The sequence below is a fragment of the Caulobacter mirabilis genome (assembly GCF_002749615.1).
GTDB lineage: Bacteria > Pseudomonadota > Alphaproteobacteria > Caulobacterales > Caulobacteraceae > Caulobacter > Caulobacter mirabilis.
Genome location: NZ_CP024201.1, coordinates 4,479,313 through 4,502,010, shown reverse-complemented (window position 1 = coordinate 4,502,010; position 22,698 = coordinate 4,479,313). Strand labels below are relative to the sequence as shown.

General features: G+C 70.1%; 21 protein-coding genes. 7 read left to right on the top strand and 14 right to left on the bottom strand.

Features of this window, described 5'->3' with window-relative positions; translation table 11 throughout:
• Positions 1-7: 7 nt before the first annotated feature.
• Positions 8-478, bottom strand: a complete 471-nt coding sequence (locus CSW64_RS21340) for a VOC family protein (RefSeq protein ID WP_099623996.1) — start codon at positions 476-478, stop codon at positions 8-10.
• 130 nt (positions 479-608) lie between these two features.
• Here CSW64_RS21340 and CSW64_RS21335 point away from each other — a divergent pair, with 130 nt between their 5' ends.
• Entirely contained in the window at positions 609-917 is a 309-nt protein-coding gene (locus tag CSW64_RS21335) for a DUF6665 family protein (protein WP_099623995.1), read from the top strand.
• A gap of 40 nt (positions 918-957) precedes the next feature.
• On the opposite strand, the gene CSW64_RS21330 is transcribed toward CSW64_RS21335, so the two are convergent.
• Complete coding sequence (locus CSW64_RS21330) at positions 958-1,440, bottom strand: EF-hand domain-containing protein (RefSeq protein ID WP_099623994.1); 483 nt, start codon at positions 1,438-1,440, stop codon at positions 958-960.
• Positions 1,441-1,579: 139 nt separating this feature from the next.
• On the opposite strand from CSW64_RS21330, the gene recF reads away from it, so the two are divergent.
• Both recF and gyrB read left to right on the top strand, forming a co-directional pair.
• Positions 1,580-2,728: a DNA replication/repair protein RecF gene (gene recF / locus CSW64_RS21325; protein WP_099623993.1), complete on the top strand. Its 1,149-nt coding sequence runs from the start codon at positions 1,580-1,582 to the stop codon at positions 2,726-2,728.
• The gene (gyrB, locus tag CSW64_RS21320) at positions 2,729-5,164 is read left to right on the top strand and encodes a DNA topoisomerase (ATP-hydrolyzing) subunit B (RefSeq protein ID WP_099623992.1); all 2,436 of its coding nucleotides are present in this window, start codon (positions 2,729-2,731) and stop codon (positions 5,162-5,164) included.
• A 19-nt stretch (positions 5,165-5,183) separates the two neighbouring features.
• Here the strand turns inward: gyrB and CSW64_RS21315 are convergent, their stop codons facing one another.
• From CSW64_RS21315 to recQ, 4 genes are all read right to left on the bottom strand, one after another.
• Entirely contained in the window at positions 5,184-6,266 is a 1,083-nt protein-coding gene (locus CSW64_RS21315) for a calcium:cation antiporter (RefSeq protein ID WP_099624382.1), read from the bottom strand.
• A gap of 68 nt (positions 6,267-6,334) precedes the next feature.
• Positions 6,335-6,718: a VOC family protein gene (locus CSW64_RS21310; protein ID WP_099623991.1), complete on the bottom strand. Its 384-nt coding sequence runs from the start codon at positions 6,716-6,718 to the stop codon at positions 6,335-6,337.
• Positions 6,715-7,356 carry an RNA polymerase sigma factor gene (locus tag CSW64_RS21305; RefSeq protein ID WP_172448645.1) on the bottom strand — a complete coding sequence of 214 codons (642 nt, stop codon included), beginning with the start codon at positions 7,354-7,356 and terminating at the stop codon, positions 6,715-6,717. The genes CSW64_RS21310 and CSW64_RS21305 overlap by 4 nt, the downstream gene beginning before the upstream one ends.
• A gap of 61 nt (positions 7,357-7,417) precedes the next feature.
• Positions 7,418-9,262 (bottom strand): DNA helicase RecQ, encoded by a 1,845-nt coding sequence (gene recQ, locus CSW64_RS21300; RefSeq protein ID WP_245863784.1) that lies wholly within the window; start codon positions 9,260-9,262, stop codon positions 7,418-7,420.
• Between the two features lie 122 nt (positions 9,263-9,384).
• Here recQ and CSW64_RS21295 point away from each other — a divergent pair, with 122 nt between their 5' ends.
• On the top strand, positions 9,385-11,343 hold the full coding sequence (locus CSW64_RS21295) for a transglycosylase domain-containing protein (RefSeq protein ID WP_099623989.1): 1,959 nt from the start codon (positions 9,385-9,387) through the stop codon (positions 11,341-11,343).
• Positions 11,344-11,537: 194 nt separating this feature from the next.
• Here CSW64_RS21295 and CSW64_RS21290 read toward each other — a convergent pair whose 3' ends face one another.
• Genes CSW64_RS21290 through CSW64_RS21280 form a run of 3 tightly spaced genes read right to left on the bottom strand, consistent with a single transcriptional unit; the run spans position 11,538 to position 14,238 of the window.
• The gene (locus tag CSW64_RS21290; protein ID WP_425430359.1) at positions 11,538-12,287 is read right to left on the bottom strand and encodes a M48 family metallopeptidase; all 750 of its coding nucleotides are present in this window, start codon (positions 12,285-12,287) and stop codon (positions 11,538-11,540) included.
• Between the two features lie 37 nt (positions 12,288-12,324).
• The gene (locus CSW64_RS21285; protein WP_099623988.1) at positions 12,325-13,575 is read right to left on the bottom strand and encodes a polyhydroxyalkanoate depolymerase; all 1,251 of its coding nucleotides are present in this window, start codon (positions 13,573-13,575) and stop codon (positions 12,325-12,327) included.
• 60 nt (positions 13,576-13,635) lie between these two features.
• Positions 13,636-14,238 (bottom strand): SCO family protein, encoded by a 603-nt coding sequence (locus tag CSW64_RS21280; RefSeq protein ID WP_099623987.1) that lies wholly within the window; start codon positions 14,236-14,238, stop codon positions 13,636-13,638.
• A gap of 57 nt (positions 14,239-14,295) precedes the next feature.
• Here CSW64_RS21280 and CSW64_RS21275 point away from each other — a divergent pair, with 57 nt between their 5' ends.
• Positions 14,296-15,723, top strand: a complete 1,428-nt coding sequence (locus CSW64_RS21275) for an ActS/PrrB/RegB family redox-sensitive histidine kinase (RefSeq protein WP_099623986.1) — start codon at positions 14,296-14,298, stop codon at positions 15,721-15,723.
• Between the two features lie 51 nt (positions 15,724-15,774).
• On the top strand, positions 15,775-16,329 hold the full coding sequence (locus CSW64_RS21270; RefSeq protein ID WP_099623985.1) for an ActR/PrrA/RegA family redox response regulator transcription factor: 555 nt from the start codon (positions 15,775-15,777) through the stop codon (positions 16,327-16,329).
• Between the two features lie 101 nt (positions 16,330-16,430).
• Here CSW64_RS21270 and mmcB read toward each other — a convergent pair whose 3' ends face one another.
• The 5 genes from mmcB to CSW64_RS21245 all read right to left on the bottom strand — a co-directional run bounded on the left by mmcB (position 16,431) and on the right by CSW64_RS21245 (position 20,201).
• The gene (gene mmcB, locus CSW64_RS21265) at positions 16,431-16,844 is read right to left on the bottom strand and encodes a DNA repair putative endonuclease MmcB (RefSeq protein WP_099624379.1); all 414 of its coding nucleotides are present in this window, start codon (positions 16,842-16,844) and stop codon (positions 16,431-16,433) included.
• 78 nt (positions 16,845-16,922) lie between these two features.
• The gene (locus tag CSW64_RS21260) at positions 16,923-17,456 is read right to left on the bottom strand and encodes a lipocalin family protein (protein ID WP_099623984.1); all 534 of its coding nucleotides are present in this window, start codon (positions 17,454-17,456) and stop codon (positions 16,923-16,925) included.
• Between the two features lie 90 nt (positions 17,457-17,546).
• Positions 17,547-18,674 carry a ferritin-like domain-containing protein gene (locus CSW64_RS21255; protein ID WP_099623983.1) on the bottom strand — a complete coding sequence of 376 codons (1,128 nt, stop codon included), beginning with the start codon at positions 18,672-18,674 and terminating at the stop codon, positions 17,547-17,549.
• A gap of 640 nt (positions 18,675-19,314) precedes the next feature.
• Entirely contained in the window at positions 19,315-19,752 is a 438-nt protein-coding gene (locus CSW64_RS21250; protein WP_099623982.1) for an SWIM zinc finger family protein, read from the bottom strand.
• Positions 19,753-19,796: 44 nt separating this feature from the next.
• Positions 19,797-20,201: a metallopeptidase family protein gene (locus tag CSW64_RS21245; RefSeq protein ID WP_099623981.1), complete on the bottom strand. Its 405-nt coding sequence runs from the start codon at positions 20,199-20,201 to the stop codon at positions 19,797-19,799.
• A gap of 93 nt (positions 20,202-20,294) precedes the next feature.
• Between CSW64_RS21245 and CSW64_RS21240 the strand changes: the two genes are divergently transcribed.
• Positions 20,295-22,613 carry a sensor histidine kinase gene (locus CSW64_RS21240; protein WP_099623980.1) on the top strand — a complete coding sequence of 773 codons (2,319 nt, stop codon included), beginning with the start codon at positions 20,295-20,297 and terminating at the stop codon, positions 22,611-22,613.
• Positions 22,614-22,698 lie beyond the last annotated feature (85 nt).

Here is a 22,698-nt window from a genome sequence, read left to right as displayed (position 1 = left end):
GCCCGGCTCACCCTTTCGCCGCGGCCTCCAGGGGTGCGATGTCGAGCTTGACCATCTTGAGCATCTGCTCGGTCACGCGCTTGACCTTGGCCTTGTCGGGATCGTCCAGCAGCTGGCGCAGGCGCAGCGGCGCGATCTGCCAGCAGAGACCCCAGCGGTCCCTCAGCCAGCCGCACTGTTCGATGCTGCCACCGTCGCTCAGGGCGTCCCACAGGCGGTCGATCTCGGCCTGGGTCTCGACTTCGACCATGATCGAGAAGCTGTGGTTGAACGGGTCCAGCGGACCGGCCTCGATGGCCATGTAGGCCTGGTCGCCGAGGGTGAACTCGGTAATCGTCACGCTGCCCGCCGGGCCGGAGGGATTGTCGGCCTCGACGGCGGTGGTGTTCACGATCTTCGAGCCCGGAATCAGCGAGACGTAGAGGCGGATCGCCGCCGCCATGTCCTTCTCGAACCACAGATGCTGGGTGACCTTCATCGCGTCGTCCTCCTGTTCGCACGGGGTCCGAGCGGCTGGGCCGGCGGACCGTTCCGTCCCGAGGACGCGCGAAGCGGCGGCGAACCGACATCGGCTCCGAAAAATGCCGAACAGGCGTTAGACTGCCGCCATGTCCCTTCGTCCCCCGCAGTCGTTCACGGGCGGCTTCCGGTTCGAGACCGGCGACGGCGCCCTGCAGGTCGAGCTGGCCGCCGAACAGGCCGCGTCGCTGGGGCGGGCCGGTCGACGGGTGGAGGCGACCCTCGCGGCGCTACGTGAGGCCGCCGAGGGGGATCGCCCCGCCGCGCTGAAGGCGGCGGCCGACGCGGTCTGGGGCCTGTTCATCCAGCGCGAGCTGCTGGGCCAGCGGAACCAGAAGCCCGTCATCGAGCACTACGGTATTCCGGCGGAGGTGCTTGTGCGGTTGGGCGCGCGTTAAAAACCAATCCTCCTGATGGCGGGAGGAAGAGAGCCGTTCCCTACGGCGCCGTCGGCTTGGTGACCCGCTTCGGCTCGCCGGCCTTGACCACGCCGTCGCCGTCGCCGTCCTGCTCGGCGAAGGCGCGCTTGCCGGAGGCGGCGAACTCGGCGGCGGTCAGGTCGCCGTTCTTGTCGCCGTCGAGCACGTCGTAGCGGACCTTGGCTTGCTTCAGCTGGCCCTCGCGCGTGGCGGCCTTCTCCTCGGCCGACGCCGTGGAGGCGGCCAGCTTGGCGTCGAGCCGAGTCGCGTACTCGCCGATGTACTCGGCTTCCGAGACCCGGCCGTCGCCATCGAGATCCATGGCCTTCAGGCGCGCCGTGCGGACGGCTTCGAACTCGGCGCTCGTGACGGTCCCGTCCTTGTTGGAGTCGTAGTCGCGGATGAAGTCGCTCTGACCGTGCGGGGCCGCCTGGACGGCGCCGGCCAGCGCCAGGGCGGAAACGGCGGCGAGGCCGACGATCTGCAGGTGTTGTTTGATCATGGCCCAGGCTCCTTCTCACATCAGGCGCCTGTTGTGATGCGAACGGGTCGCATTTGCAATGCGGTTTCACAGCTGTCCGCCATCCTCGGGATCACAGAAGAGGGTGGGAGCAACTCGCCGCAGCCGCTAGACACATCCCGTGCGCTCCGCCCTCGTCACCCTGGCCCTGACCGACTTCCGCTCCTACGAGCGGGCGGAGTTGCGCGCCGAGGGGCGAACCGTCTGCCTGTGGGGGCCGAACGGGGCGGGGAAGACCAATCTGCTGGAGGCGATCAGCCTGCTGTCGCCGGGGCGCGGTCTGCGCGGCTCCAGCCTGGCCGAGGTCGGCCGCCGCCTGCCGGGCGAAGCGACAGGGCGGGCTTGGGCGGTGTCGGCGCTGATCCAGGACGATGAGGACGAGGTCCGGCTCGGCGCCGGAACGGAGGCGCCCGGCGCCGCCCGGCGGCTGGTGCGGATCGAGGGCGAGACCGTGCCCCCCGGCCGAATGGCCGACCATGTCCGGCCAATCTGGTTGACGCCCCAGCAGGACCGCCTGTTCCTTGAGGCCGCCGGCGACCGGCGCAAGTTCTTCGACCGTCTGGTGTTCGCCGCCGAGCCGCGCCATGCGGCTGTCGCCAACGCCTACGACAAGGCCATGCGCGAACGGATGCGGCTGCTGACCGACGAGACCGGCGGCGAGCCTGACCCGGTCTGGCTGTCGGCGCTGGAGGCGCGCCTGGCCGAGTCGGGCGCCCTGCTGGCGGAGGCGCGGGCGCGAACCCTGTCGGCCCTCCAGACCGAGATCGACGGCCGAGGCGATCGGCCCTTTCCGCAGGCGCGCCTCGGCCTGACCGGCGAGTGGGAAAAGCTGGCCGGCGAAGGCGTGGAGTTCTCCGAGATCGAGGCCAGGCTGGCCGCCGCCCTGGCCGCGGCGCGGCCTCGCGATTCGTCCGCCGGGCGGGCTCTGACGGGGCCGCACCGAGGCGATCTGGCGGTGGTGCACGCGGAAAAGGATCGTCCGGCCGCCGAATGCTCCACCGGAGAGCAAAAAGCCTTGATTCTGAACCTGGTTTTGGCCCAGGCGGCGCGACTTTCCCGTGCAGAATCAGCGCCAAGTCCTATATTATTGCTCGACGAAGTCGCCGCGCATCTGGACCCGCTCCGGCGGGCCGCGCTGGCCGATGAAATCGCGGCGCTGGGCCTTCAGGCGTTCCTGACCGGAACCGACCAGGCGCTGTTCGACCCTTTCAAGGGTCGGGCCCTCGGCGTCCGCGTGGAGCCGACCGGCCTGACCGTTCTGGACGAGTGAATGACCGACGAAACCGAGACGCCGAACGGCAACGCCGAATACGGCGCGGATTCCATCAAGGTCCTGAAGGGCCTGGACGCGGTGCGCAAGCGCCCGGGCATGTACATCGGCGACACCGATGACGGCAGCGGCCTGCATCACATGGTCTACGAGGTGGTCGACAACGCCATCGACGAGGCCCTGGCCGGCCATGCGACCAAGGTCCAGGTCATCCTGAACGCCGACGGCAGCTGCACGGTCACCGACGACGGCCGCGGCATCCCGGTGGGCATCCACGAGAGCGAGGGCGTCAGCGCGGCCGAGGTCATCATGACCCAGCTGCACGCCGGCGGTAAGTTCGACCAGAACAGCTACAAGGTCTCCGGCGGCCTGCACGGCGTCGGCGTCTCGGTCGTGAACGCCCTGTCGGACTGGCTGCAGCTGAAGATCTATCGCGACGGCAAGCAGCACGAGATGCGCTTCGAGCGCGGCGACGCCGTCGTCTCGCTGGCGGTGACGGGCGACGCGCCCAAGCGCCTGCCCGAGGACACCCGTGACGGCGAGCACCTGACCGGCACGGCGGTGACCTTCCTGCCCTCGACCGACACCTTCGCCTTCATCGAGTTCGACCGGAAGACGCTCGAGCATCGCCTGCGCGAACTGGCCTTCCTGAACAGCGGCGTGACCATCGTCTTCCGCGATCTGCGCGACGCCGAGCCGTGGGAAGAGATCCTGCACTACGAGGGCGGCATCGAGGCCTTCGTGCGTCACCTGGACAAGGTCAAGCAGCCGCTGCTGAAGGCGCCGATCGTCGTCCGCGGGGTGAAGGACAAGGTCGAGATCGACCTCGCGATGTGGTGGAACGACAGCTACCACGAGCAGATGCTGTGCTTCACCAACAACATCCCGCAGCGGGATGGGGGCACGCACCTGGCCGCGTTCCGCGCCGCCCTGACCCGGATCATCGGCGGCTACATGGAGAGCTCCGGCCTGGGCAAGAAGGAGAAGGTCTCGGTCTCGGGCGAGGACGCCCGCGAAGGCCTGACCTGCGTCCTGTCGGTCAAGGTTCCGGATCCGAAGTTCAGCTCTCAGACCAAGGACAAGCTGGTCTCGTCCGAAGTGCGTCCGGCGGTCGAGAACCTCGTCAGCGAAGGCCTCGCGACCTGGTTCGAGGAGCATCCGAACGAAGCCAAGATGATCGTCTCCAAGATCGTCGAGGCCGCCAGCGCCCGTGAAGCCGCCCGCAAGGCCCGCGAACTGACCCGCCGCAAGAGCGCGCTCGACATCACCAGCCTGCCCGGCAAGCTGGCCGACTGTTCCGAACGCGATCCGGCCAAGTCCGAACTGTTCATCGTCGAGGGCGACTCGGCCGGCGGCTCCGCCAAACAGGCCCGCAACCGCGAGAACCAGGCCATCCTGCCCCTGCGCGGCAAGATCCTGAACGTCGAGCGCGCCCGCTTCGACAAGATGCTGTCGTCCGACCAGGTCGGCACCCTGATCACGGCGCTGGGCGCCGGCATCGGGCGCGAGGACTTCAACATCGAGAAGATGCGTTACCACCGCATCGTCATCATGACCGACGCCGACGTCGACGGCGCCCACATCCGCACGCTGCTGCTGACCTTCTTCTACCGGCAGATGCCGGAGGTGATCGAGCGCGGCTACCTCTACATCGCCCAGCCGCCGCTCTACAAAGCCACCAAGGGCAAGTCGTCCCGCTATCTCAAGGACGACGCCGAGATGGAGACCTTCCTGATCGACGAAGGCGTCGACGGGGCGGAGCTCGACCTGGCGACGGGTGAGCGGATGACCGGCCAGGACCTGCTGGCTCTGGTGACCCAGGCCCGCCAGGCCAAGGCCAACATCGACCGCCTGTCGACCCGCGCCCCGGCCTTCGCCATCGAGCAGGCCGCGCTGGCCGGGCTGATGGGCGATGCGCCGAACCCGCAGGCCGCCGCCGACCGCCTGAACCTCTACGCCGAGGAAGGCGACGGTCCGTGGTCCGGCGGGCCGAGCGAAACCGGCGGTTTCCTGTTCAGCCGCGTCAAGCGCAGCGTCTCCGAGAAGATCGTGCTCGAGGACGCCCTGCTGCACGCCGCCGACGCTCGCCGTCTGGCCGAGCGCGCCGCCGCCCTGGCCGAGACTTTCGCCAAGCCGGCCGTGTTCCGCCGAAAGGACAAGTCGACGACCATCCGCGGCCCTCTGGACCTGGTCGCGGCCGTCATGGACGCCGGTCGCAAGGGGCTGGCCATCCAGCGCTACAAAGGCCTGGGCGAGATGAACCCCGAGCAGCTGTGGGAGACCACGCTCGACTCCGAGGCCCGCACCCTGCTGCAGGTCAAGGTGACCCACGCCGACGACGCCGACGACATGTTCGCGCGTCTGATGGGCGAGCTGGTCGAGCCGCGCCGCGAGTTCATCCAGGAGAACGCCCTGGACGCCGAAGTCGACGTCTAGGGTCTCTGCCCTCGCGGGCTCAGGGCACGATGGTCGTGAACAGGTAGACCGCGAAGATCACCAGGTGGACCGTCCCCTGCAGGATGGTGGTCCGCCCGGTGCCCAGGGACAGGGTGGCGACCAGCAGCGACAGCACCAGCAGCACCATCCCCTTGAAGTCGAGGCCCAGCTCCAGCTGCCAGCCGTTGACGACGGCCAGCACGGCGACCACCGGGATGGTCAGGCCGATCGAGGCCAGGGCCGAGCCCAGCGCCAGGTTCATGCTCGTCTGGAGGCGGTTGTGGCGGGCGGCGTTCAGGGCCGCGACGCTCTCGGGCAGCAGCACGATGGCGGCGATGACGATGCCGACCACGGCCTTCGGCGCGCCGGCGGCGGCGACCGCGCCCTCGATGGTCGGCGACAGGCCCTTGGCCAGCAGGACCACCGCGACCAGGCAGACCAGCAGCAGGCCGCCGGCCACCAGCGCCACGCGGGTGCTCGGCGGGGCGGCGTGGGCCTCGGCGTCATCGGCGGAGGCGCCTTGCGGCAGGAAGTAGTCGCGATGGCGGACCGTCTGCACCAGCACGAAGGCGCCGTAGAGCACGAACGAGGCGATCGCCGCGAGCAGCAGCTGGCTGGGCGCATAGACCGGGCCCGGCGCGCTGGTCGTGGCGTTGGGCAGCACCAGGGCGATCACCGCCATGGTGGCCAGGGTCGCCAGGGCGGCGTTGACGCCGTACATGCCGAAGGACTGCTCGCCATGGCGGCGTCCGCCGACCAGCAGGCACAGGCCGACCATGCCGTTCAGGATGATCATGATGGCGGCGAAGATGGTGTCGCGGGCCAGCGAGGCCGCGCCGTCCTTGCCCGACAGCATCATCGAGACGATCAACGCCACCTCGATGATGGTCACCGCCAGGGCCAGCACCAGGGTGCCGAACGGCTCGCCGACGCGGTGGGCGACGACCTCGGCATGGTGCACGGCCGCGAGCACCGCGCCCACCAGCCCGACGCCCAGGACCACGGCGAAGAGCGGATGATCGACCTGTCCCGCGACGGCGAGCAGCAGCCAGCCCGCGAGGGGGCAGATCCAGGTCCAGAGGGGCAGGTGATGGCGAAGCATGCCGAACACTGGCGGACACGGCCGCCGTTGTCGACCGCGCAAGGCCGCGCGGCCGACGATTGGCGGCGTCAGGCCTTCAGGGTGCGCGGCAGATCCTCCGCCTGCCAGAGGCCCAGGCCGAAGCCGTCGGGGTCCAGAAAGTCGGCGCTCCAGCCGCCCGGCGCCTCGCTGACCGGGGTGACGATGGTGACGCCCTGTTCGGCCAGGTCGGCGACGATGTCGTCGATGCCGCCGCCCTTCAGATCGAAGACCAGGGCGGGGGTGTCGCCGCGCCGGCCGTCCATCTGGAAGAAGACCAGCTCCAGCCCGCTGTCCAGGCGGCCGGACAGATAGGCCGGCTCGCCGTCCTGCCGTTCCAGGTCCAGGCCCAGGACGTCGGTGTAGAAGCGCTCGGTGCGGTCGATGTCGGCGACGTAGAAGACGATGCTGACGGAATGCGGCTTGGGGATCATTCTGGTTCCTCCGATGGGGCCCGGCTGGGCTCGGACGTCTGGTTGCCGCGGGCTGGTGTTTTGTGAGCGCGGACGAGGATGAAATGTCCGTCCGGGTCATGGCTGGCCAAGGCGCCGTCATGCCGGTCCAGCATCGGCCGCATCGCATCCCGCATCGCGCCGTACGGCAGATCCAGGCTCAGGCCTGGCAGGCCTTCGGGCAGGAGCGCGCCGGCCCGCTCCGCGCGGCGGCGGAGGTCGCTGATCCGCTTGCGCAGGGCCGTGTCCGGTACGCCGAGCAGATAGCCGATCTCGCGCCGGTCGTGGCCGGACAACGCCAGTCGCGCGACGATCCTCAGCGACGGCGGCAGGCCGGCGGCGAAGGCGTCCAGTTTGGCGGCGGGCGGCGGGGGCCCGGCGGCGCTCGTGTCGCTCCAGGCCTGGTCGCGACGCTTGCGCCGCACAGCCCGGCGGGCCTCGAGCCGAACCAGGTTGCGCGCCGTCCCGAACAGCCAGCGTCGGTTGCCAGGTTCATCGAAATCGGCGCGGCCCGCGGCGACGGCCGCCAGCAGAGCCTCCTGGGCGAGATCCTCGGCCTCGTCCGGCCGCCGCGAATAGCGCAGGACATGCCGGACGAGCTGCCGATGCAGGTTGAGCAAGCGGACCTCCTTCAGACGGCGGACTATCGGCGCCCTCCGCGCCGCTGTCCATCACCGCGGGTCAGCCGTACAGGTCCGCGTTCTGGATCACGTCCAGCACGGCGCGCCCGTAGCGCTCCAGCTTGCCCTCGCCGACGCCGCTGATCGCGGCCAGCTCGGGACGGCTCTGTGGCCGCGCCTTGGCGATCGCCGCCAGGGTGGCGTCGTGGAAGATGACATAGGGCGGAACATGCTGCTCGTGTGCTTCATCCCGCCGCCAGCCGCGCAGGGCTTCGAACAGGACCTGGTCGTCGCCGATCAGCGGTTCCATGGGTTCGCGGCCGCGCCGACGCTGCCGCCCGCCGCCGCGCCCGGCGTCGCCGGTCGCCTCTGGCGGCTGGCGCACGGAGACCTGGCGTTCGCCGCGATAGACGCCCTTCACCCCGTCGGCGTCGCCCAGCCCGATCAGCGGCCGGCCGTCGTTGGGATCTTCCCTCAGCAGGCCCTCGAACAGCAGCTGGTCGATCAGGTCGCGCCAGCCGGCGGCGCTGTATTCGGCGCCGATGCCCCAGGTGGAGAGGCCAGTTTCCTGCGGGCCGGCGTCCTTGGTCTTGCCGAGCAGGTGATCGACCAGGCGGCCGCGTCCGAACCGGCCGCCAAGGCGGTGTACGGCGGCCAGCGCCTTCTGGGCGCTGACGGTGGCGTCGATCGCCTTGGGCGGGCTGACGCAGTTGTCGCAGACGCCGCAGCGGGCGACGCCTTCCTCGCCGAAGTAGCGGCGCACCGCCGCCGCCCGGCAGGCGACGCCGTCGAGCATGTTGTACAGCTGGCGCACCTTGCGCATCTGCACCGTGCGGACCTCGTCGCCGACCTCGCGGCCCTCGATCCGGCGGAAGGCCCAGGCCATGTCGGCCGAGCCGTACAGGGTGATGCCCTCGGCGGGCTGACCGTCACGGCCGGCGCGGCCGATCTCCTGCCAGTAGGCCTCGATCGAGGCCGGCGGGTCGGCGTGGATCACGAAGCGGACGTCCGGCTTGTCGACGCCCATGCCGAAGGCGATGGTCGCGACCATCACCGCCTCGTCCGCTTCCAGGAACTGCTCCAGCCGGTCGGCGCGCAGGGTCTTGTCGAGGCCGGCGTGATAGGCCAGCGCCGGGACGCCGGCGGCCTTGAGCCGTTCGGCCAGCTTGTCGGTCCCCTCGCGGGAGCCCGCGTAGACCACGCCGGAGCGGCCCGGCCGCGCCAGCACCAGCTCCTCGACCCGACCGTGTCCGGCTCCGCGCTTGCGCTCGGCGGTCAGAGCCAGCTCGGGACGGGCGAAGCTGTCGACGAACTCGGCCGCGCCCTCCAGGCGCAGTTCGGTGCGGATGTCCTCGCGGGTGCGGGCGTCGGCCGTGGCGGTGACGGCCAGGCGCGGCACGTCCGGGAAGATGTCCGCCAGCCGGCCCAGCATGCGGTACTCGGGCCGGAAGTCGTGCCCCCACTGGCTGACGCAGTGGGCTTCGTCGATGGCGATCAGGGCCAGCGGCGTGCGCGAAAGGCGGTTCAGCATCGCCGGCTGGGCCAGGCCTTCGGGCGACAGGTAGAGCAGGTCCAGCTCGCCGGCGTCGATCCGCCGCCAGATCTCCTGGCGCTGGTCCATGTCGGTGTTCGAATCGAGCCGCTCGGCGGCGACGCCCGACTGCTTCAGACCCTCGACCTGATCGGCCATCAGGGCGATCAGCGGCGAGACCACCAGCCCCAGTCCCGGCCGGACGATGCTGGGGATCTGGTAGCACATGCTCTTGCCGCCCCCGGTGGGCAGGACGGCCATGGCGCTGCGCCCGGCCAGCACCTCGCCGATGACCTGGGCCTGCAGCCCCCGGAAGTCGGGATGGCCGAAGACGTGGCGCAGGATCTCGCGGGCGGGCTGGAGGGAATCGGTCACGGGGCTCTTATGGCCGCTATCTTCCGCCGCGAAAACGTCGTGTTCATATGTTGTCAACGATACAGGGGCGTTAGACGCTCGATCGAGCGCGCTCGACTTTTCCGGATTAAGCGACACACCACATGGCCAAGGCACAGGGCGCACGGCGTACGCCGCTCCAGGCGCTGTTTTACTGGGGCGCGGTGATCGGGGTCTGGGGGATGATCTTCCTGGTCGCCCTCTTCGCGGTGTTCGCGACCGACCTGCCCGACGTCTCGAAGCTCAACGATGTCACGCGGCAGCCGTCGATCTCCTATCTCGACCGTTCGGGCGCGCTGATCGCCGTGCGCGGCAGCCAGTACGCGCCGCCGGTCGATCTGGACAAGCTGCCGGACTACGTGCCCAAGGCCTTCATCGCCATCGAGGACCGGCGCTTCTACTACCATCCCGGCTTCGACCCGATCGGCATCAGCCGGGCGATGGTGAAGAACATCTCCTGCTGGTGCGTGGCCGCCGGCGGCTCGACCATCACCCAGCAGCTGGCCCGGAACCTGTTCCTGACCTTCGACCAGACGCCGCGACGCAAGGCCCAGGAGCTGATCCTGTCGCTGTGGCTGGAGATGAAGTTCACCAAGAAGGAGATCCTGGCGCTCTACCTGAACCGGGTCTACTTCGGCGCCGGCGCCTACGGCATCGAGGCCGCCGCCCAGCGCTACTTCAACAAGCCCGCCTCCAAGCTGACCCTGGGCGAGGCCGCCCTGCTGGCCGGGATGATGAAGGGACCGTCGCGCTACAGCCCCGTCACCGCCACCGGCCGCGCCGAGCGCCGCGCCAACATCGTCCTGGACGAGATGGTCGCCACCAAGGCGATCACGGCCGAGCAGCGCGAAGAGGCGATCAAGACGCCCGTCCGAGTCTCGGCCGTGCTGGCCAACCAGCGCGCCCAGTACTTCACTGACTGGGTCGACAGCCAGGTCCGCGCGCTGGTCGGGGAGCCGACCGAGGACCTGATCGTCGAGACCACGCTGGACCTGCCGATTCAGGCGGCGGCCGAGACGGCCGTGCGCAACGGCGTCGCCGCGGCCCAGGGCCAGGGCGTCGAGCAGGCGGCCCTGGTGGCCATCGACGGCGAGGGTCGGGTCCGGGCCTATGTCGGCGGGGCCGACTACTCCGACAGCCAGTTCGACCGGGCCACCAGCGCCCGCCGCCAGGCCGGCTCGGCCTTCAAGCCGTTCGTCTACCTGACCGCCGTCGAGGCTGGGCACGTGCCGGGCGAGATGGTCGTCGACGAGCCGGTGAAGATCGGGAACTGGGAGCCGCGCAACTACACCGGCCGGTTCCTGGGCCAGATCACGCTGCAGACCGCGCTGGCGCAATCTGTGAACACCGTCGCCGCCCGGTTGGCCAACGACGTCGGCACCGGCAACGTGGCCAACACCGCCCGGCGCCTGGGCATCACCTCCAAGATCCAGACCGATCCCTCGATGGCGCTCGGCGCGGTCGAGGTCAGCCCGCTGGAGATGGCCCAGGCCTACGCCCCGTTCGCCAACGGCGGCTACCTGGCCAAGGGCTACGGCATCCAGCGCATCCGGACGACCAGCGGCAAGGTGCTGTACGACCACAGCCTCGAGAAGCGCGCCCGCAGCTCGGTGATCGGGTCGCCGGCGCTGCCCTACATGAACCAGATGATGCGCGAGGTCGTGAACAGCGGCAGCGGCCGCCGGGCCAAGGTTCCGAACTACGACATCGCCGGCAAGACCGGCACGACCAGCGACTATCGCGACGCCTGGTTCGTCGGCTACACGGGCGGCTTCGTGACCGCGGTCTGGACCGGCAAGGACAACAACAAGCCGATGAAGGGCGTGTCCGGCGGCGGGGCGCCCGCGGGCATCTGGCGCGCCTTCATGGGCCAAGCCCTGCCGCGGCTGAAGGCCCAGCCGATCCCCGGCGGCTACGCGCCGTCGCCTGAGCAGCAGCCTGACGCGATCGGCGACATCCTGTCCAACCTCGGCATCGGCGGGAACGAACCGGCCCAGCCGACCGCGCCCGCGCAGCCGGAGCCGAAAGCCCCGGCGCCGGCGCCGCAGGAAATCCCGTACTAGAGGGGCTACAATCCGCCCGGGATCGACTGTTTTCAATCCGAAGGTCCTCGCGAAGGCGGGGACCCAAGCTGGCTCTCAAGTCTGACCCGAACCGTGAAGCCGCACAGTCGGCTTGGGTCCCCGCCTTCGCGGGGACATACGGTGCAGGGTTATGCTCGCGGTGGACGTTGGCCGGCCCCGGACGCCAGTTAGACTTAACCCCGGCCGAAGGCGTGCAGCCGCGCGCCTTCGCGCTTGAGCCAGGCGCGGTGGGGGGCGTGGTCCCCGACCAGGTCGTGGACGATCGCCCAGAAGCGCGGCCCGTGGTTGGCCTCGATGAGGTGGGCGCATTCGTGGGCCACGACATAGTCCGCGACAGCCTCCGGAGCGAGGGCCAGCCGCCAGCTGTAGCGGATCGAGGCCTCTGCCCGAGGGCTGGCCGGGCGACAGGATCCCCAGCGGCCGCGCGTGTCGGTGATCGCCACCTTCGGCAGAGGCCGTCCCAGGGCGTCGGCGTAATGGGCCGTCCGCTCGCCGAGCCAGCGGCGGGCCTCCGTCTTCACAAGGCGCAGCGCGCGGTCGGCGAAGGCGGCGTCGTCCGGCGCGGTGATCGCCGCGGGCCGATCGGCCGCGGCCGGCGTGAAACGCGCGCGGCCGGCGCTCGCCAGCAGCTGCACGGGCGCGCCGAACAGGCTGATCTCCATCCCGGGCCCGAGGGGCTGGCCGTCCGGCAGGTCGGCCAGCTGGCCGGCGATCCAGTCGGCCTTCTCGCGCGCGAAGGCCACGGCCTCGGGCAGGCGGCGGACGCTGGGGGCGACGGCGATGACCTCTCGGCGGATGCGGTCGATCCGCAGGCTGACCCGCCGGGCGCGCGCGTTGACGGTCAGACGGATGGGGAAACCCTCCGCCTCGATGCGATCGCCATGAGAGAACGCCGGCCGCCGCCCGAACAGGTTCATGGCCATGACATAGGCTCGCGCCCGCGTCGCGAAAAGGGCCGTTTCAGAAGTCCGGGTCGCAGCGGCGGATGAAGTCGGCGACCTTCGGGAAGATCTCCTCGCGGAATCGCCGGCCGTTGAACACGCCGTAGTGGCCGACGCCCTGCTGGATGTAGTCCAGCTTCAGGTCGGCCGGGATGTTGGGGCACAGGTCGTGGGCCGCCTGGGTCTGGCCGATGCCGGAGATGTCGTCCAGCTCGCCCTCGACGGTCATCAGGCCGATGTCGGTGATCGCGGCCGGATCCACCAGGCGTCCGCGATGCTCCAGCTCGCCCTTCGGCAGGGCGTAGCTCTGGAACACCAGGTCGATGGTCTGGAGGTAGAACTCCTCGGTCAGGTCCATCACCGCCAGATACTCGTCGTAGAAGGCGAGGTGCTTGTCGGCGCTGTCGCCGTCACCCGAGACCAGGTGCTGGAAGTAGCGCTTGTGGGCGTTCTGGTGCCGCTCCAGGTTCATCGACATGAAGCTGGCCAGCTGGACGAAGCCCGGATAGACGCGCCGGCCCACGCCCGGATAGGGCGGCGGGACGGTGTAGATCATGTTTGACTGGAACCAGGTGAAGGGCCGTTCCTCGGCCAGCTTGTTGGTCACGGTCGGCGACAGGCGAGCGTCGATCGGCGAGCCCATGAAGGTCATCGTGCGCGGCCGCCGCGGGTCCTGGTCCTGGGCCATCAGGGCGGCGGCGGCCAGCACCGGCGGGCCCGGCTGGCAGACGGCCACGACGTGGGCGCGGTGGCCCATCGCCCGCAGCATCTGCTGGATGTGGTCGATGTAGTCGTTGAAGTCGAACCGCCCCTCGAGCATCGGCACGTCGCGGGCGTTCTTCCAGTCGGTGATGAACACCGCATGGTCCGGCGCGAAGGCCTCGACCGTGCCGCGCAGCAGGGTGGCGTAGTGGCCGGACATCGGGGCCACGATGAGCACCGCCGGGTCGAGCGTCAGCCGGCCGGCGTTGCGCATGTCGGCCATGTCGCGGTCGAACTGGACCAGCCGGCACCAGGGGCTTTCCCAGACCGTGGTCGGGCGCACCCGCACGGGATGGCCGTTCACCTGGATCTCGTCGATGTGCCAGTCGGGCTTGCCGTAGCGCCGGGTGACGTTGGCGTAGAGGTCGGCGCCGGCGTACAGGCTGCGGCCGACCATGGTCTCGCGCGCCGGGTTCAGCGGCGATGACCACCAGTCCCGGGCCAGGCGCGCGGCCGCGCGCATCGGCGAGGCCGCGTAGTAGGTCGCTTCATGCAGGGCGTAGAGCATCCGGGCACTCGGTGTTGCTGCGGTGCAGCATAACACATTGCGCCCGCGAGAAGTCCAGCGCTATCCGTCGCCGCGCATCGCCGCGCGGATCTGGTCGGCCATCTGCTCGGGCGTCATGCCGTAGGCCACCACCCGCTTGAAGCGGCCCTTGGGGTCCATCAGGTAGATCGCCGTGGAATGGTTGACGAGGTAGTTCTCGCCCTCGCCGGCCTTCTCGTAGACCACCCGATAGGCCTTGGCGGCGGCGGCGACCTGCTCCGGCGTGCCGGTCAGGCCGACGGTTCCCTCCGGCGCGCTCTGGGCGTCGATCCATTCCTTGACCTTCGCCGGGGTGTCGCGGGCCGGGTCGACCGAGATGAACACGATCCGAAGGTCCTTGGCCTTCGGGCCCAGCTGGTCCGAGGCGGCGGTCAGGGCCTGCAGCGTGCCGGGGCAGATGTCCGGGCACCAGGTGAAGCCGAAGAAGACCGCGTTCCACTTGCCGTTCAGCAGCGTCTGGTCCACCGGCTTGCCGGTCTGGTCGACCAGCTGGAACGGACCGCCGACGGCGCCGGCGGAGGCTTCCTCCTGGGTGCGGAACACGCCCGCCTTCCAGGCCAGTCCGCCGGCGATGGCGGCCCCGACGATGCAGGCGATGATCAGGATAAGGCGATGGCGGGGCACGGGTCGGCGTCTCCAACAGGGCTCGCCATCGGCCGCGAATTGGCGCCAGATGACGTCATGGCGTTGACTGATCCCGGGACGGCTGCCCCCGGACCGGGCCTCGATAGGCCCGGGCGGCCGACCGCGCAAGGGTGGGACGCGCTCTGGCCCAACGGGCTGCCGCGGCGGGGCCGCCTGCGCATCCGCACCCTGACGACCCTGCGGTGGGTGGCGGTCGCGGGCCAGACCATCACGGTCCTGATCGTCGGCTTCGGGCTGAACCTGCCGGTGCCCTTCGCGCCCTGCTTCGCCCTGATCGCGCTGTCGGCCTGGCTGAACGTCCTGGTCAGTCTGGCGTCGTCCGGCCAGCGCATGGCCACGGACAGCGAGGCCTCGGCCCATATCGCCTTCGACATCCTGCAGCTGTCGGGCCTGCTGTACCTGACTGGCGGCGTGATCAACCCGTTCTCGCTGCTGTTGATCGGGCCGGCGGTGCTGGCCGCCACCGCCCTGCCGCTGCGCCACACCATCCTGCTCTGCCTGCTGGCGATCGCCGCCAGCGTGGCGCTGACCGTCCAGGCCATGCCGCTGCCGACCCTGGACGCCGAGCCGTTCAACCCGCCCATCATGACCCGCATTGGCATCGTCGTCGCCCGGGTGCTCGGCATCTCGTTCACCGCGGCCTATGCCTGGTTCGCGGCGCAGGAAGGCGCGCGGATGGAGCTGGCGCTCGACACCGTGCACACCGTGCTGGCCCGCGAGCAGCGGCTGTCGGCTCTCGGCGCCCTGGCGGCGGCGGCGGCGCACGAACTGGGCACGCCGCTGGCGACCATGTCGATCGTCGCCAAGGAGATGGCCCGCGTCGCGCCCGAGGGGCAGATGAAGGAAGACGCCGATCTGCTGGTCGCCCAGGCCGAGCGCTGCCGCGACATTCTCCGGCGGCTGACCAAGTCCCCCGACCAGGCCGACGTCGTCCACGAGCGGATGAGCCTGCTGCAGGTGGTCCAGGAGTCGATCGCGCCGCACGCCCGACGGCCCGACGTGCGGGTCGAGGCCCTGGTCTCCGGCCCGCTGGACGAGCCGCCGCCGGAGATCTGGCGCCTGCCGGAGGTGCTGCACGCCCTGACCGCCTTCGTCGACAACGCCGTCGACTTTGCCAAGTCGGAGATCCTGGTCACCGCCCGGTTCGACGCCAAACAGATCATCATCGAGGTGCGGGACGACGGTCCGGGCTTCGCGCCCGAGGTCCTGGTCAAGCTGGGCGAGCCCTATGTCACCAGTCGTCCGGCCCCGGAGTCCCTGCGCAGCGGTCACGTCGGCATGGGTCTGGGCTTCTTCATCGCCAAGACCCTGCTCGAGCGGACCGGCGCCGCGGTCGATTTCCGCAACGATCGCCGGGGCGGCGCCGTGGTCACGGCGCGCTGGCGGCGCGACGCGATCGAAGCCGAGCCGGAACGGGAACCGTTCTCGGGGCTTGATGCAGAGGGCGTGGACGCGACAGAATGACACGCCTGATTTGCAACCAGGGCGCGTCCCATTGAGAAGGATTCGAGCCTGATGGCGGAACTCGATCAAGCCGTGGCCGGACTGGCGGACCGCAGCCTTCTGGTGCTGGACGACGACGCGGCGCTGCGCACCCGCCTCGGGCGTGCGCTGGAGCAGCGCGGCTTCGACGTGCGGCTGGCCGGCAGCGTCGCCGAAGCGCTGGACAGCGTCCGCGGCTCGCCGCCCGCCCATGCGGTGCTCGACATGCGGCTGGACGACGGCACCGGGCTCCGCGTGGTCCAGGCCGTCCGCGACGCCCGGCCCGAGGCGCGGGTGGTCATGCTGACCGGCTACGGCAACATCGCCACCGCCGTGGCGGCGGTGAAGGCCGGGGCGGTCGACTATCTGGCCAAGCCGGCCGACGCCGACGACGTGGTCCGGGCCCTGCTCGCCATGGGCGCCGCGCCGGCCCCGCCGGAGAACCCGATGAGCGCCGACCGGGTGCGCTGGGAGCATATCCAGCGGGTCTACGAGCTGTGCGGCCACAACGTGTCCGAGACCGCCCGCCGCCTGTCGATGCACCGTCGCACCCTGCAGCGCATCCTGGCCAAGCGCGCGCCGCGGTAGGGGCGGGGACCATCCGGGACATGCTCCGCGAAGCGGTGCGTGTCCCCTCCCAATCATGGAGTCTCAGGGACACGTACCTTCGGTACATGTCCCTAGACGGTTCAGCTCCGGAACGCCGCCAGCCGGGCGAAGGCCAGTGTCAGGGCCTTGCGCCGCGCCGCGACCAGCGGAAACCGCGGCGCGTCCCGGACCACGGCCCCGCCGAAGCCGTCGGCCACGATCAGCCCCGGCTCCTCGGGCAGCAGGCCCATGGGGAACTCCGGCGCCACGGCGAAGAAGAAGGCGTCGCAGTAGGGGGCGTACTCGCCCCACTTCCGGTCGGTCAGATAGTCCTCAGCCGAGGACTTCACCTCGACGATGACGATCTCGCCCTTGGGCCCCAACGCCATCAGGTCCGCCCGCCGTCCGTTGGGCAGCCCCACTTCGGCCAGCGGCGCGTAGGCCATCTCCGCCAGCAGCCGATAGGCCCCGCGCGTGACCGCGAGAGTGGTTTCCGGCCGGGTGACGGCGACGATGCTGAGGGTGACGGTGTCCACCGGCGCATTGATGTTCCGGTTTCGTTCGGTGTCAACCGGAGTCTCGAGTCGCCGCCCCTAGTGCGCCGGGAATTCCAGCTTCTGGCCGTAGCCCAGGGCGCGGATGCGGGCGACGAGCGCGTCGCGGACGGCCTGGGTGACGGCCTCCTTCCGCGACAGCAGCCAGATATAGTTGCCGCCTGGCGTGGCCATGATCGCCCAGGAGCCGTCGGCGGCGCAGTCGAGCACCCAGTACTCCTGCTTCTTCATCCCGCCCAGGAAGCTCATCTCGAACTTGGCGTTGTTCGCCCCCGGCAGCACCCGCCCCTTGGTGTTGAAGGTCCTGGCCTTGCCCGCAGGTGAGCCCTGGCGGCAGATCTGCGAGACCTGGAAGGCCCCGGCGCCGCCGGTGGTGAACTGGGTATAGGGCGCCTGGCAGTCGCGCTGGCCGGCGTTGGGGATGCGGGCGATCTCGTACCAGCGGCCGGAGTAGAAGCTGGCGGCGACCGGCTTGGTCGGCTGCGGCGCGGCGGCCCATGCGATCTGGGGCGCCGTCAGGGGGGCGGCGACGGCTAGTGCGGTCGCGAGGGCGAGGGCGGGGCGTAGAGTCATTCCATGGCCTTTTACGTCAGGGCCGTGGAACGCGAAACGCCCCGCCGCGGTTGCGACGGGGCGCTGTCGAAAGTCCGCCGTGAGCGGAGCTTACTCGGCCGCGATGTTGACCGTGCGGTGCTCGCCGCCCTTGAAGTTGATCGCCTGCAGGTAGCGGATGCCGTCCTCGGCGATGTCGTCGCCGACCATGCGGTCGCCTTCGCTCTTCAGCTCATCGAGGTCGACGTACATGGCGTAGAAGGCCTTGGTGCGGTCGGTGATGATGCCGGCGTTGAGGAGCGTCTTCACCAGCACCCGGAAGATGTTGGTCTGCTCCTTCATGTTCTCGCGACGGGCCTCGTCGGTCATGATCAGCGCGAACTCGGCGATGACCTTGTCCGGATCCAGGCCGAACTCCTCATAGAGGTCGCGCTGCTGGTTCGGGCCGACCAGGTTGAACAGCACCGCCTGGAAGCAGTGGGCCGCCCAGTCCTCGATGATCGCGTGCTCTTCCGGCGACAGCTTGGGCACGGTGCGGTCGGCCCAGATCTTCCCGAACTTGTGGTGGAAGGCCTCGTCGGTCATGACCAGCTGCATCAGCTTCTTGCCGAGCGGGTCATTGATCTTGTTGAAGAAGGTGGCGAAGGCGCCCATGGCCAGGCCCTCCACCAGCATCTGCATGCCGATGATCTTCTTGTAGACCTCCGGCGCGTCGATGATCTCGATCAGCAGGGCCTTCAGGGTCGGGCCACATTCCACCGGACGGCCCCAGCGGGCCTTGATGTACTTGGCGAAGGCCGTGACGTGGCGGGCTTCCTCGCGGGTCTGGTTGGCCGCGTACTCCTGCGCGCCCTGGTCCTTCAGCACGTGGCAGAGGCTGGCCGACAGGTTCAGCGCGCCCTGCTCCCCGTGGAGGATCGAGGAGAAGGCCCGCAGGGTCGACTGGTTGATGAACCGGGTGCGGGTCTTGGGGTCCGACAGGTGGTTGGACACGTAGTCGGTCGACAGGGACACCACCAGTTCCTCGGGAACGATGGGGGTGTTCTCCATGTCGAACGGTTCGTCGAAGTCGATGTATTCCTTGTCCAGCGGATCCCAGAAGTGGTCGTGGGTCGCCGAGATGATCTTGTCGAAGGCCGTCGAGCGGTTGTTGTAGCGGTCGAGTTCGAGCATCGACTCGAAATCGTCCGGCGCCACCGCGTCGTACATCGCGTCCTTGGTGATGTTCTTGTCGGTCACTGCTGTCCTCCGGCCACATGACAAGGCGGGGCCCGTTGATCGGACCTCGCGCCTTCTGATGTGAACACTGTCCACTTAAAGAGACCGACGGTCAACGAGAAAGTGACGGGGGCGTCATCTTCAACGGGGCGGGGGACATGCTCCGCGCAGCGGTGCGTGTCCCCGCATCGGCGTGCGGGGATAGGGGACACGCCCCCTTCGGAGCCTGTCCCCGGGCTGGGGAGGTGGTGCGGAGCGCTCCGGTCTGACCCGGATGTCTGTTGGGTACGCTTTGTCAGAATGATCAGGCCGTGCGCTCCGCGAGGTCCGTCTGATCGGGAGCGACGGTAGGCAGCCCTGTTCGGGCTTAGCCGTTCTGCCCCCGGCGGGCGGGCGACGCGGGTACTGGCGCGTCGTCCCGGATGCGCGAGTAACCCCCTCGCGCCTGGCCCCGCTCGGACCCCGGCCCGTCGCCGCAAGAGCACCTGCGCATGCGCCCTCCCCGTGCGACGGGATGAGATGAGTATGGAACGGGTTCGGCGGGCGGGGATAAGTCGCGGCCTATCCCCGCCTTTCCTCCCGGAAAGCCCAACAAAATCAGCGGATCGTCGCGTGGTTATCCCCGGGGACACGCACTGCTTCGCGGAGCATGTCCCGGCCCCTACGCGTCCGCCGCCGCCTCGCCTTCCAGTTCGCGGAGCAGGACCGGGTCGCGGCGGGCGCGTTCGACCAGGGCGAAGGCGTCGTCGCGCTCCTCCATCTCCAGCATGTCGAGCAGGCGCGGCAGGCGCTCGTCGGCGTCCTTCAGGGTCTCGTCGTCGGCGTCGAGCACTGTCTTCACCGTGGCCACCACATGCTTGCAGCGCAGGCCGGTGTCGGCGAAATCCTCGCAGGTGCAGCGGGCGTCCGAGGCGTCGGGCGCGGAGACCTCGACCACGAAGGCGATGCCGCGCTCGCCCAGCACATGGGCCAGCACGCCCTGCGGACTGCATTCGACGAGGCTCGCCCAGCCCTTCTCCGCATAGTTCAGGCCGCGGCCGACGCGGGCCTCAGGCATGTCACGGACGACAGCGTCGAAGTCGAAGGCGGGCGCGTGCATGAGCGGCTCTTCAGGTTGGGACGCCTCGCCCGTAGCAGATTTCCTCACGCTTCGTCTTCGATCCGGTGGATGTCGTCGTCGGACAGGCCGAAGTGGTGGCCGATCTCGTGGATCAGGACGTGGGTGACCAGTTCCTCGAGGGTGACGTTCCCGCGCTCGGCCCATTCGTCGAGGATCGGGCGGCGGTAGAGGAAGATGCGCGAGGGGCCGCCCTCGATGTCGAACACCGAGCGACGCGACAGGTCGACGCCCTGGTACAGGCCGGTCAGCTCGAAAGGATCCTCGATGCCCAGTTCATCCAGCACTTCGTTGTCGGCGAAGTCGTCGACGCGGATCACCGCCTCGGCGGTCAGCTCGCGGAACGGGGAGGGCAGGGCGGCGAAGGCGCGCTCGGCGATGGTCGCCAGGTCGTCGAGGGAGGGCGCGGCGGCGCTGGGAGGGAAGCTCATGCCGCCAAGATGGCGTGGCCCGCGCCGCTTCGCCAGTCGCCCCGAGGGTTCGTCTCGCCTATCTTGAGCCGTCATGATTCGGGCGGGCCAACAATGACGCAGATGGACCTGATCGCCGCGGCCGCCGCGGGCGCGGTCTGTCTGGCCGTCGGGACGACGCTGTGGAGCCTCTCCCAGCGCCGGATGATGGAGCGCCGGCTGCAGCGTCTTCAGGCCCGGCTGGAGGCGGCCGAGGGCGGGGCGGAGGTCGCGCAGGCCTCGGCCGAGGCCTTCGACAGCGCCCTGCTGGTGATCGACGACGGCCGGGCGCACCTGGCCTCGGGCGAAGAGAGCCTGGCCGCCTGCGCCGCGGCCTTCGGCCTGGCCGAGTCCGACCCGCAGGCGATCGTCAACGCCCTGATGCGCGCCGACCCCGACCACGCCGTCAAGCTGCGCGCGCTGTTCGAGCGGGGCGAGCCTTGCGCGTTCGAGGCGCGGGGGCCGCAGGGCGCGGTGGCGGTCGAGGGTCGCGCGGCCGGCGCGCTGGCCTGGCTGCGTCTCACCGCCGCCTCGGCCGAGGAGGCCGCTCTGCCGAGCGCCGCCCGGATGGCCGCCTTCCTCGACGGCGACGCCGATCCGGCCTGGATCGCCTCGTCCGACGGCGCGGTGCAATGGGCGAACCGGGCCTGGCTGGACGCGGTCGGGGCCCGCGACTTCGCCGACGCCGCCGCCCGCCGCCTGTCGCTGGACAAGGGCGCGGACGTCCTGGCCGCCGAGGCCGCCAACCTGGGCGACCGGCGCGAGATGACGCGCTGGATCTCCGTGGCCGGCCGGCGCAAGTCGCTGAGGGTGGTCGCCCAGCCGCTGCAAGGCGGCGGCGTCGGGGTCCGCACCATCGACGGCACCCAGGCGCAGGAGACGCAGGACGCCTTCAAGCGCCATGTCGAGGCGCACGACGAGACCCTGAACCATATTGCCGAGGCGGTGGCCATCTTCGGCCCGACCCGCCGGCTGGTGTTCCACAACGCCGCCTTCGCCCAGCTCTGGGCGCTCGAGCCGGCCTGGCTGGCCGAGCGGCCGACGCACGGCGAGATCCTCGACCGTCTGCGCCAGCGGCAGCGGCTGCCGGAGACCGCCGACTACGCCAAATGGAAGGCCGGCGAGCTGTCGCGCTACGAGGCCCTGGGGCCGCAGCCGGACGATCTGTGGAACCTGCCCGACGGCCGGACCCTGCGGCTCGTGCGCCAGCCCCATCCGATGGGCGGGCTGCTGCTGCTGTTCTCCGACATCACCGACGACCTGAAGCTGAAGGCCCAGTACAACGCCCAGCTCAAGGTGCAGCAGGCGACCCTGGACAAGCTGAACGACGCGGTCGTGGTGTTCGGCTCCGACGGCCGGCTGCGGCTGCACAACGAGGCCTTCGAGCGGTTCTGGAACGTCACCGCCGCCCAGCTGGAGGAGGCCGGCGACTTCGAGCGGGTCGTCGAGCTGTGCGTGCCCCGCCTGCACGACATGGCCTTCTGGCGCGAGCTGAAGGGCCGGGTCGCCGACCCCGATCCCGAGGCCCGGGCCCCGACCTCCGGCGAGGCCAAGACCTCCGACGGCCGCATCCTGTCCTGGCAGTCGCGGCCGCTGCCCGACGGCGCGACGCTCATCGCCTTCGACGACATCAGCGACGCGCGTCGCCTGGAGGGGGCCCTGGCCGATCGCGAAGCCGCGCTGGACAGCGCCGAACGGCTGAAGCGCGAGTTCGTCGGCAACGTCTCCTACGAGTTGCGCACGCCGCTCACCACGATCATCGGCTACGCCGAGCTGCTGGACCGGATGGGCGAGGCGATCCCCGATCGCGGCCGCGTGCACCTGAGCGCTGTCCGGCAGGCGGCGACCCAGCTGGGCCGGTCGATCGACGACGTGCTCGACATCGCCGCCATCGACGCCGACGAGATGGCGCTGGAGACCGGCGACGTGCGGGTCGAGGACCTGATCACCGAGACGGCGGGGCGCTGGGCGCACCAGGCCGAGGCGCAGAAGGTGACGCTGAAGCTGGAGGTCGGCGAGGACGTCGGCCTGATCCGCGGCGACTGGAAACGGCTGGGCCAGACGCTGGACCATCTGGTCGAGAACGCCCTGCGCCAGACCCCGCCGGAGGGCGTGGTGACGCTGTCGGCGGTGCGGGCGGCGGGCGAGGTGCGGCTGGCGGTGTCCGATACCGGCCGCGGCGTGCCGTTCCACGTCCAGGCGCACATCTTCGACCGCTTCGTCGGCCGCGACCGCGGCGGTCCTGGCCTGGGCCTGGCGCTGGTCAAGGCGCTGGTCGAGCTGCACGGCGGCTGGGTGGCTCTGGAGAGCGAGCCGAACAACGGCTCGACCTTCACCTGCCATCTGCCCGAGGCCGCCCAGATCGAGAGCGGCCAGCGGGAGCTGGGGTTCTGAGCCGCGGCTATCCTCCCCCTTGGGGGAGGGGGACCACGCCGCAGGCGTGGTGGAGAAGGCCGAAGCCGCCAGACAGCACAACGGG

Excerpts from the sequence above, each read along its gene's own strand:
- CSW64_RS21310 (WP_099623991.1), bottom strand. The coding sequence starts at position 6,718 with ATGATCCCCAAGCCGCATTCCGTCAGCATCGTCTTCTACGTCGCCGAC.
- CSW64_RS21250 (WP_099623982.1), bottom strand. The coding sequence starts at position 19,752 with ATGCACGCGCCCGCCTTCGACTTCGACGCTGTCGTCCGTGACATGCCT.
- CSW64_RS21240 (WP_099623980.1), top strand. The coding sequence starts at position 20,295 with ATGACGCAGATGGACCTGATCGCCGCGGCCGCCGCGGGCGCGGTCTGT.
- CSW64_RS21315 (WP_099624382.1), bottom strand. The coding sequence starts at position 6,266 with ATGCTTCGCCATCACCTGCCCCTCTGGACCTGGATCTGCCCCCTCGCG.
- CSW64_RS21245 (WP_099623981.1), bottom strand. The coding sequence starts at position 20,201 with ATGAGCTTCCCTCCCAGCGCCGCCGCGCCCTCCCTCGACGACCTGGCG.
- gyrB (WP_099623992.1), top strand. The coding sequence starts at position 2,729 with ATGACCGACGAAACCGAGACGCCGAACGGCAACGCCGAATACGGCGCG.
- CSW64_RS21295 (WP_099623989.1), top strand. The coding sequence starts at position 9,385 with ATGGCCAAGGCACAGGGCGCACGGCGTACGCCGCTCCAGGCGCTGTTT.
- CSW64_RS21290 (WP_425430359.1), bottom strand. The coding sequence starts at position 12,287 with ATGGCCATGAACCTGTTCGGGCGGCGGCCGGCGTTCTCTCATGGCGAT.
- CSW64_RS21260 (WP_099623984.1), bottom strand. The coding sequence starts at position 17,456 with ATGACTCTACGCCCCGCCCTCGCCCTCGCGACCGCACTAGCCGTCGCC.
- CSW64_RS21285 (WP_099623988.1), bottom strand. The coding sequence starts at position 13,575 with ATGCTCTACGCCCTGCATGAAGCGACCTACTACGCGGCCTCGCCGATG.
- CSW64_RS21330 (WP_099623994.1), bottom strand. The coding sequence starts at position 1,440 with ATGATCAAACAACACCTGCAGATCGTCGGCCTCGCCGCCGTTTCCGCC.
- CSW64_RS21275 (WP_099623986.1), top strand. The coding sequence starts at position 14,296 with ATGGCGTTGACTGATCCCGGGACGGCTGCCCCCGGACCGGGCCTCGAT.
- CSW64_RS21270 (WP_099623985.1), top strand. The coding sequence starts at position 15,775 with ATGGCGGAACTCGATCAAGCCGTGGCCGGACTGGCGGACCGCAGCCTT.
- CSW64_RS21335 (WP_099623995.1), top strand. The coding sequence starts at position 609 with ATGTCCCTTCGTCCCCCGCAGTCGTTCACGGGCGGCTTCCGGTTCGAG.
- CSW64_RS21340 (WP_099623996.1), bottom strand. The coding sequence starts at position 478 with ATGAAGGTCACCCAGCATCTGTGGTTCGAGAAGGACATGGCGGCGGCG.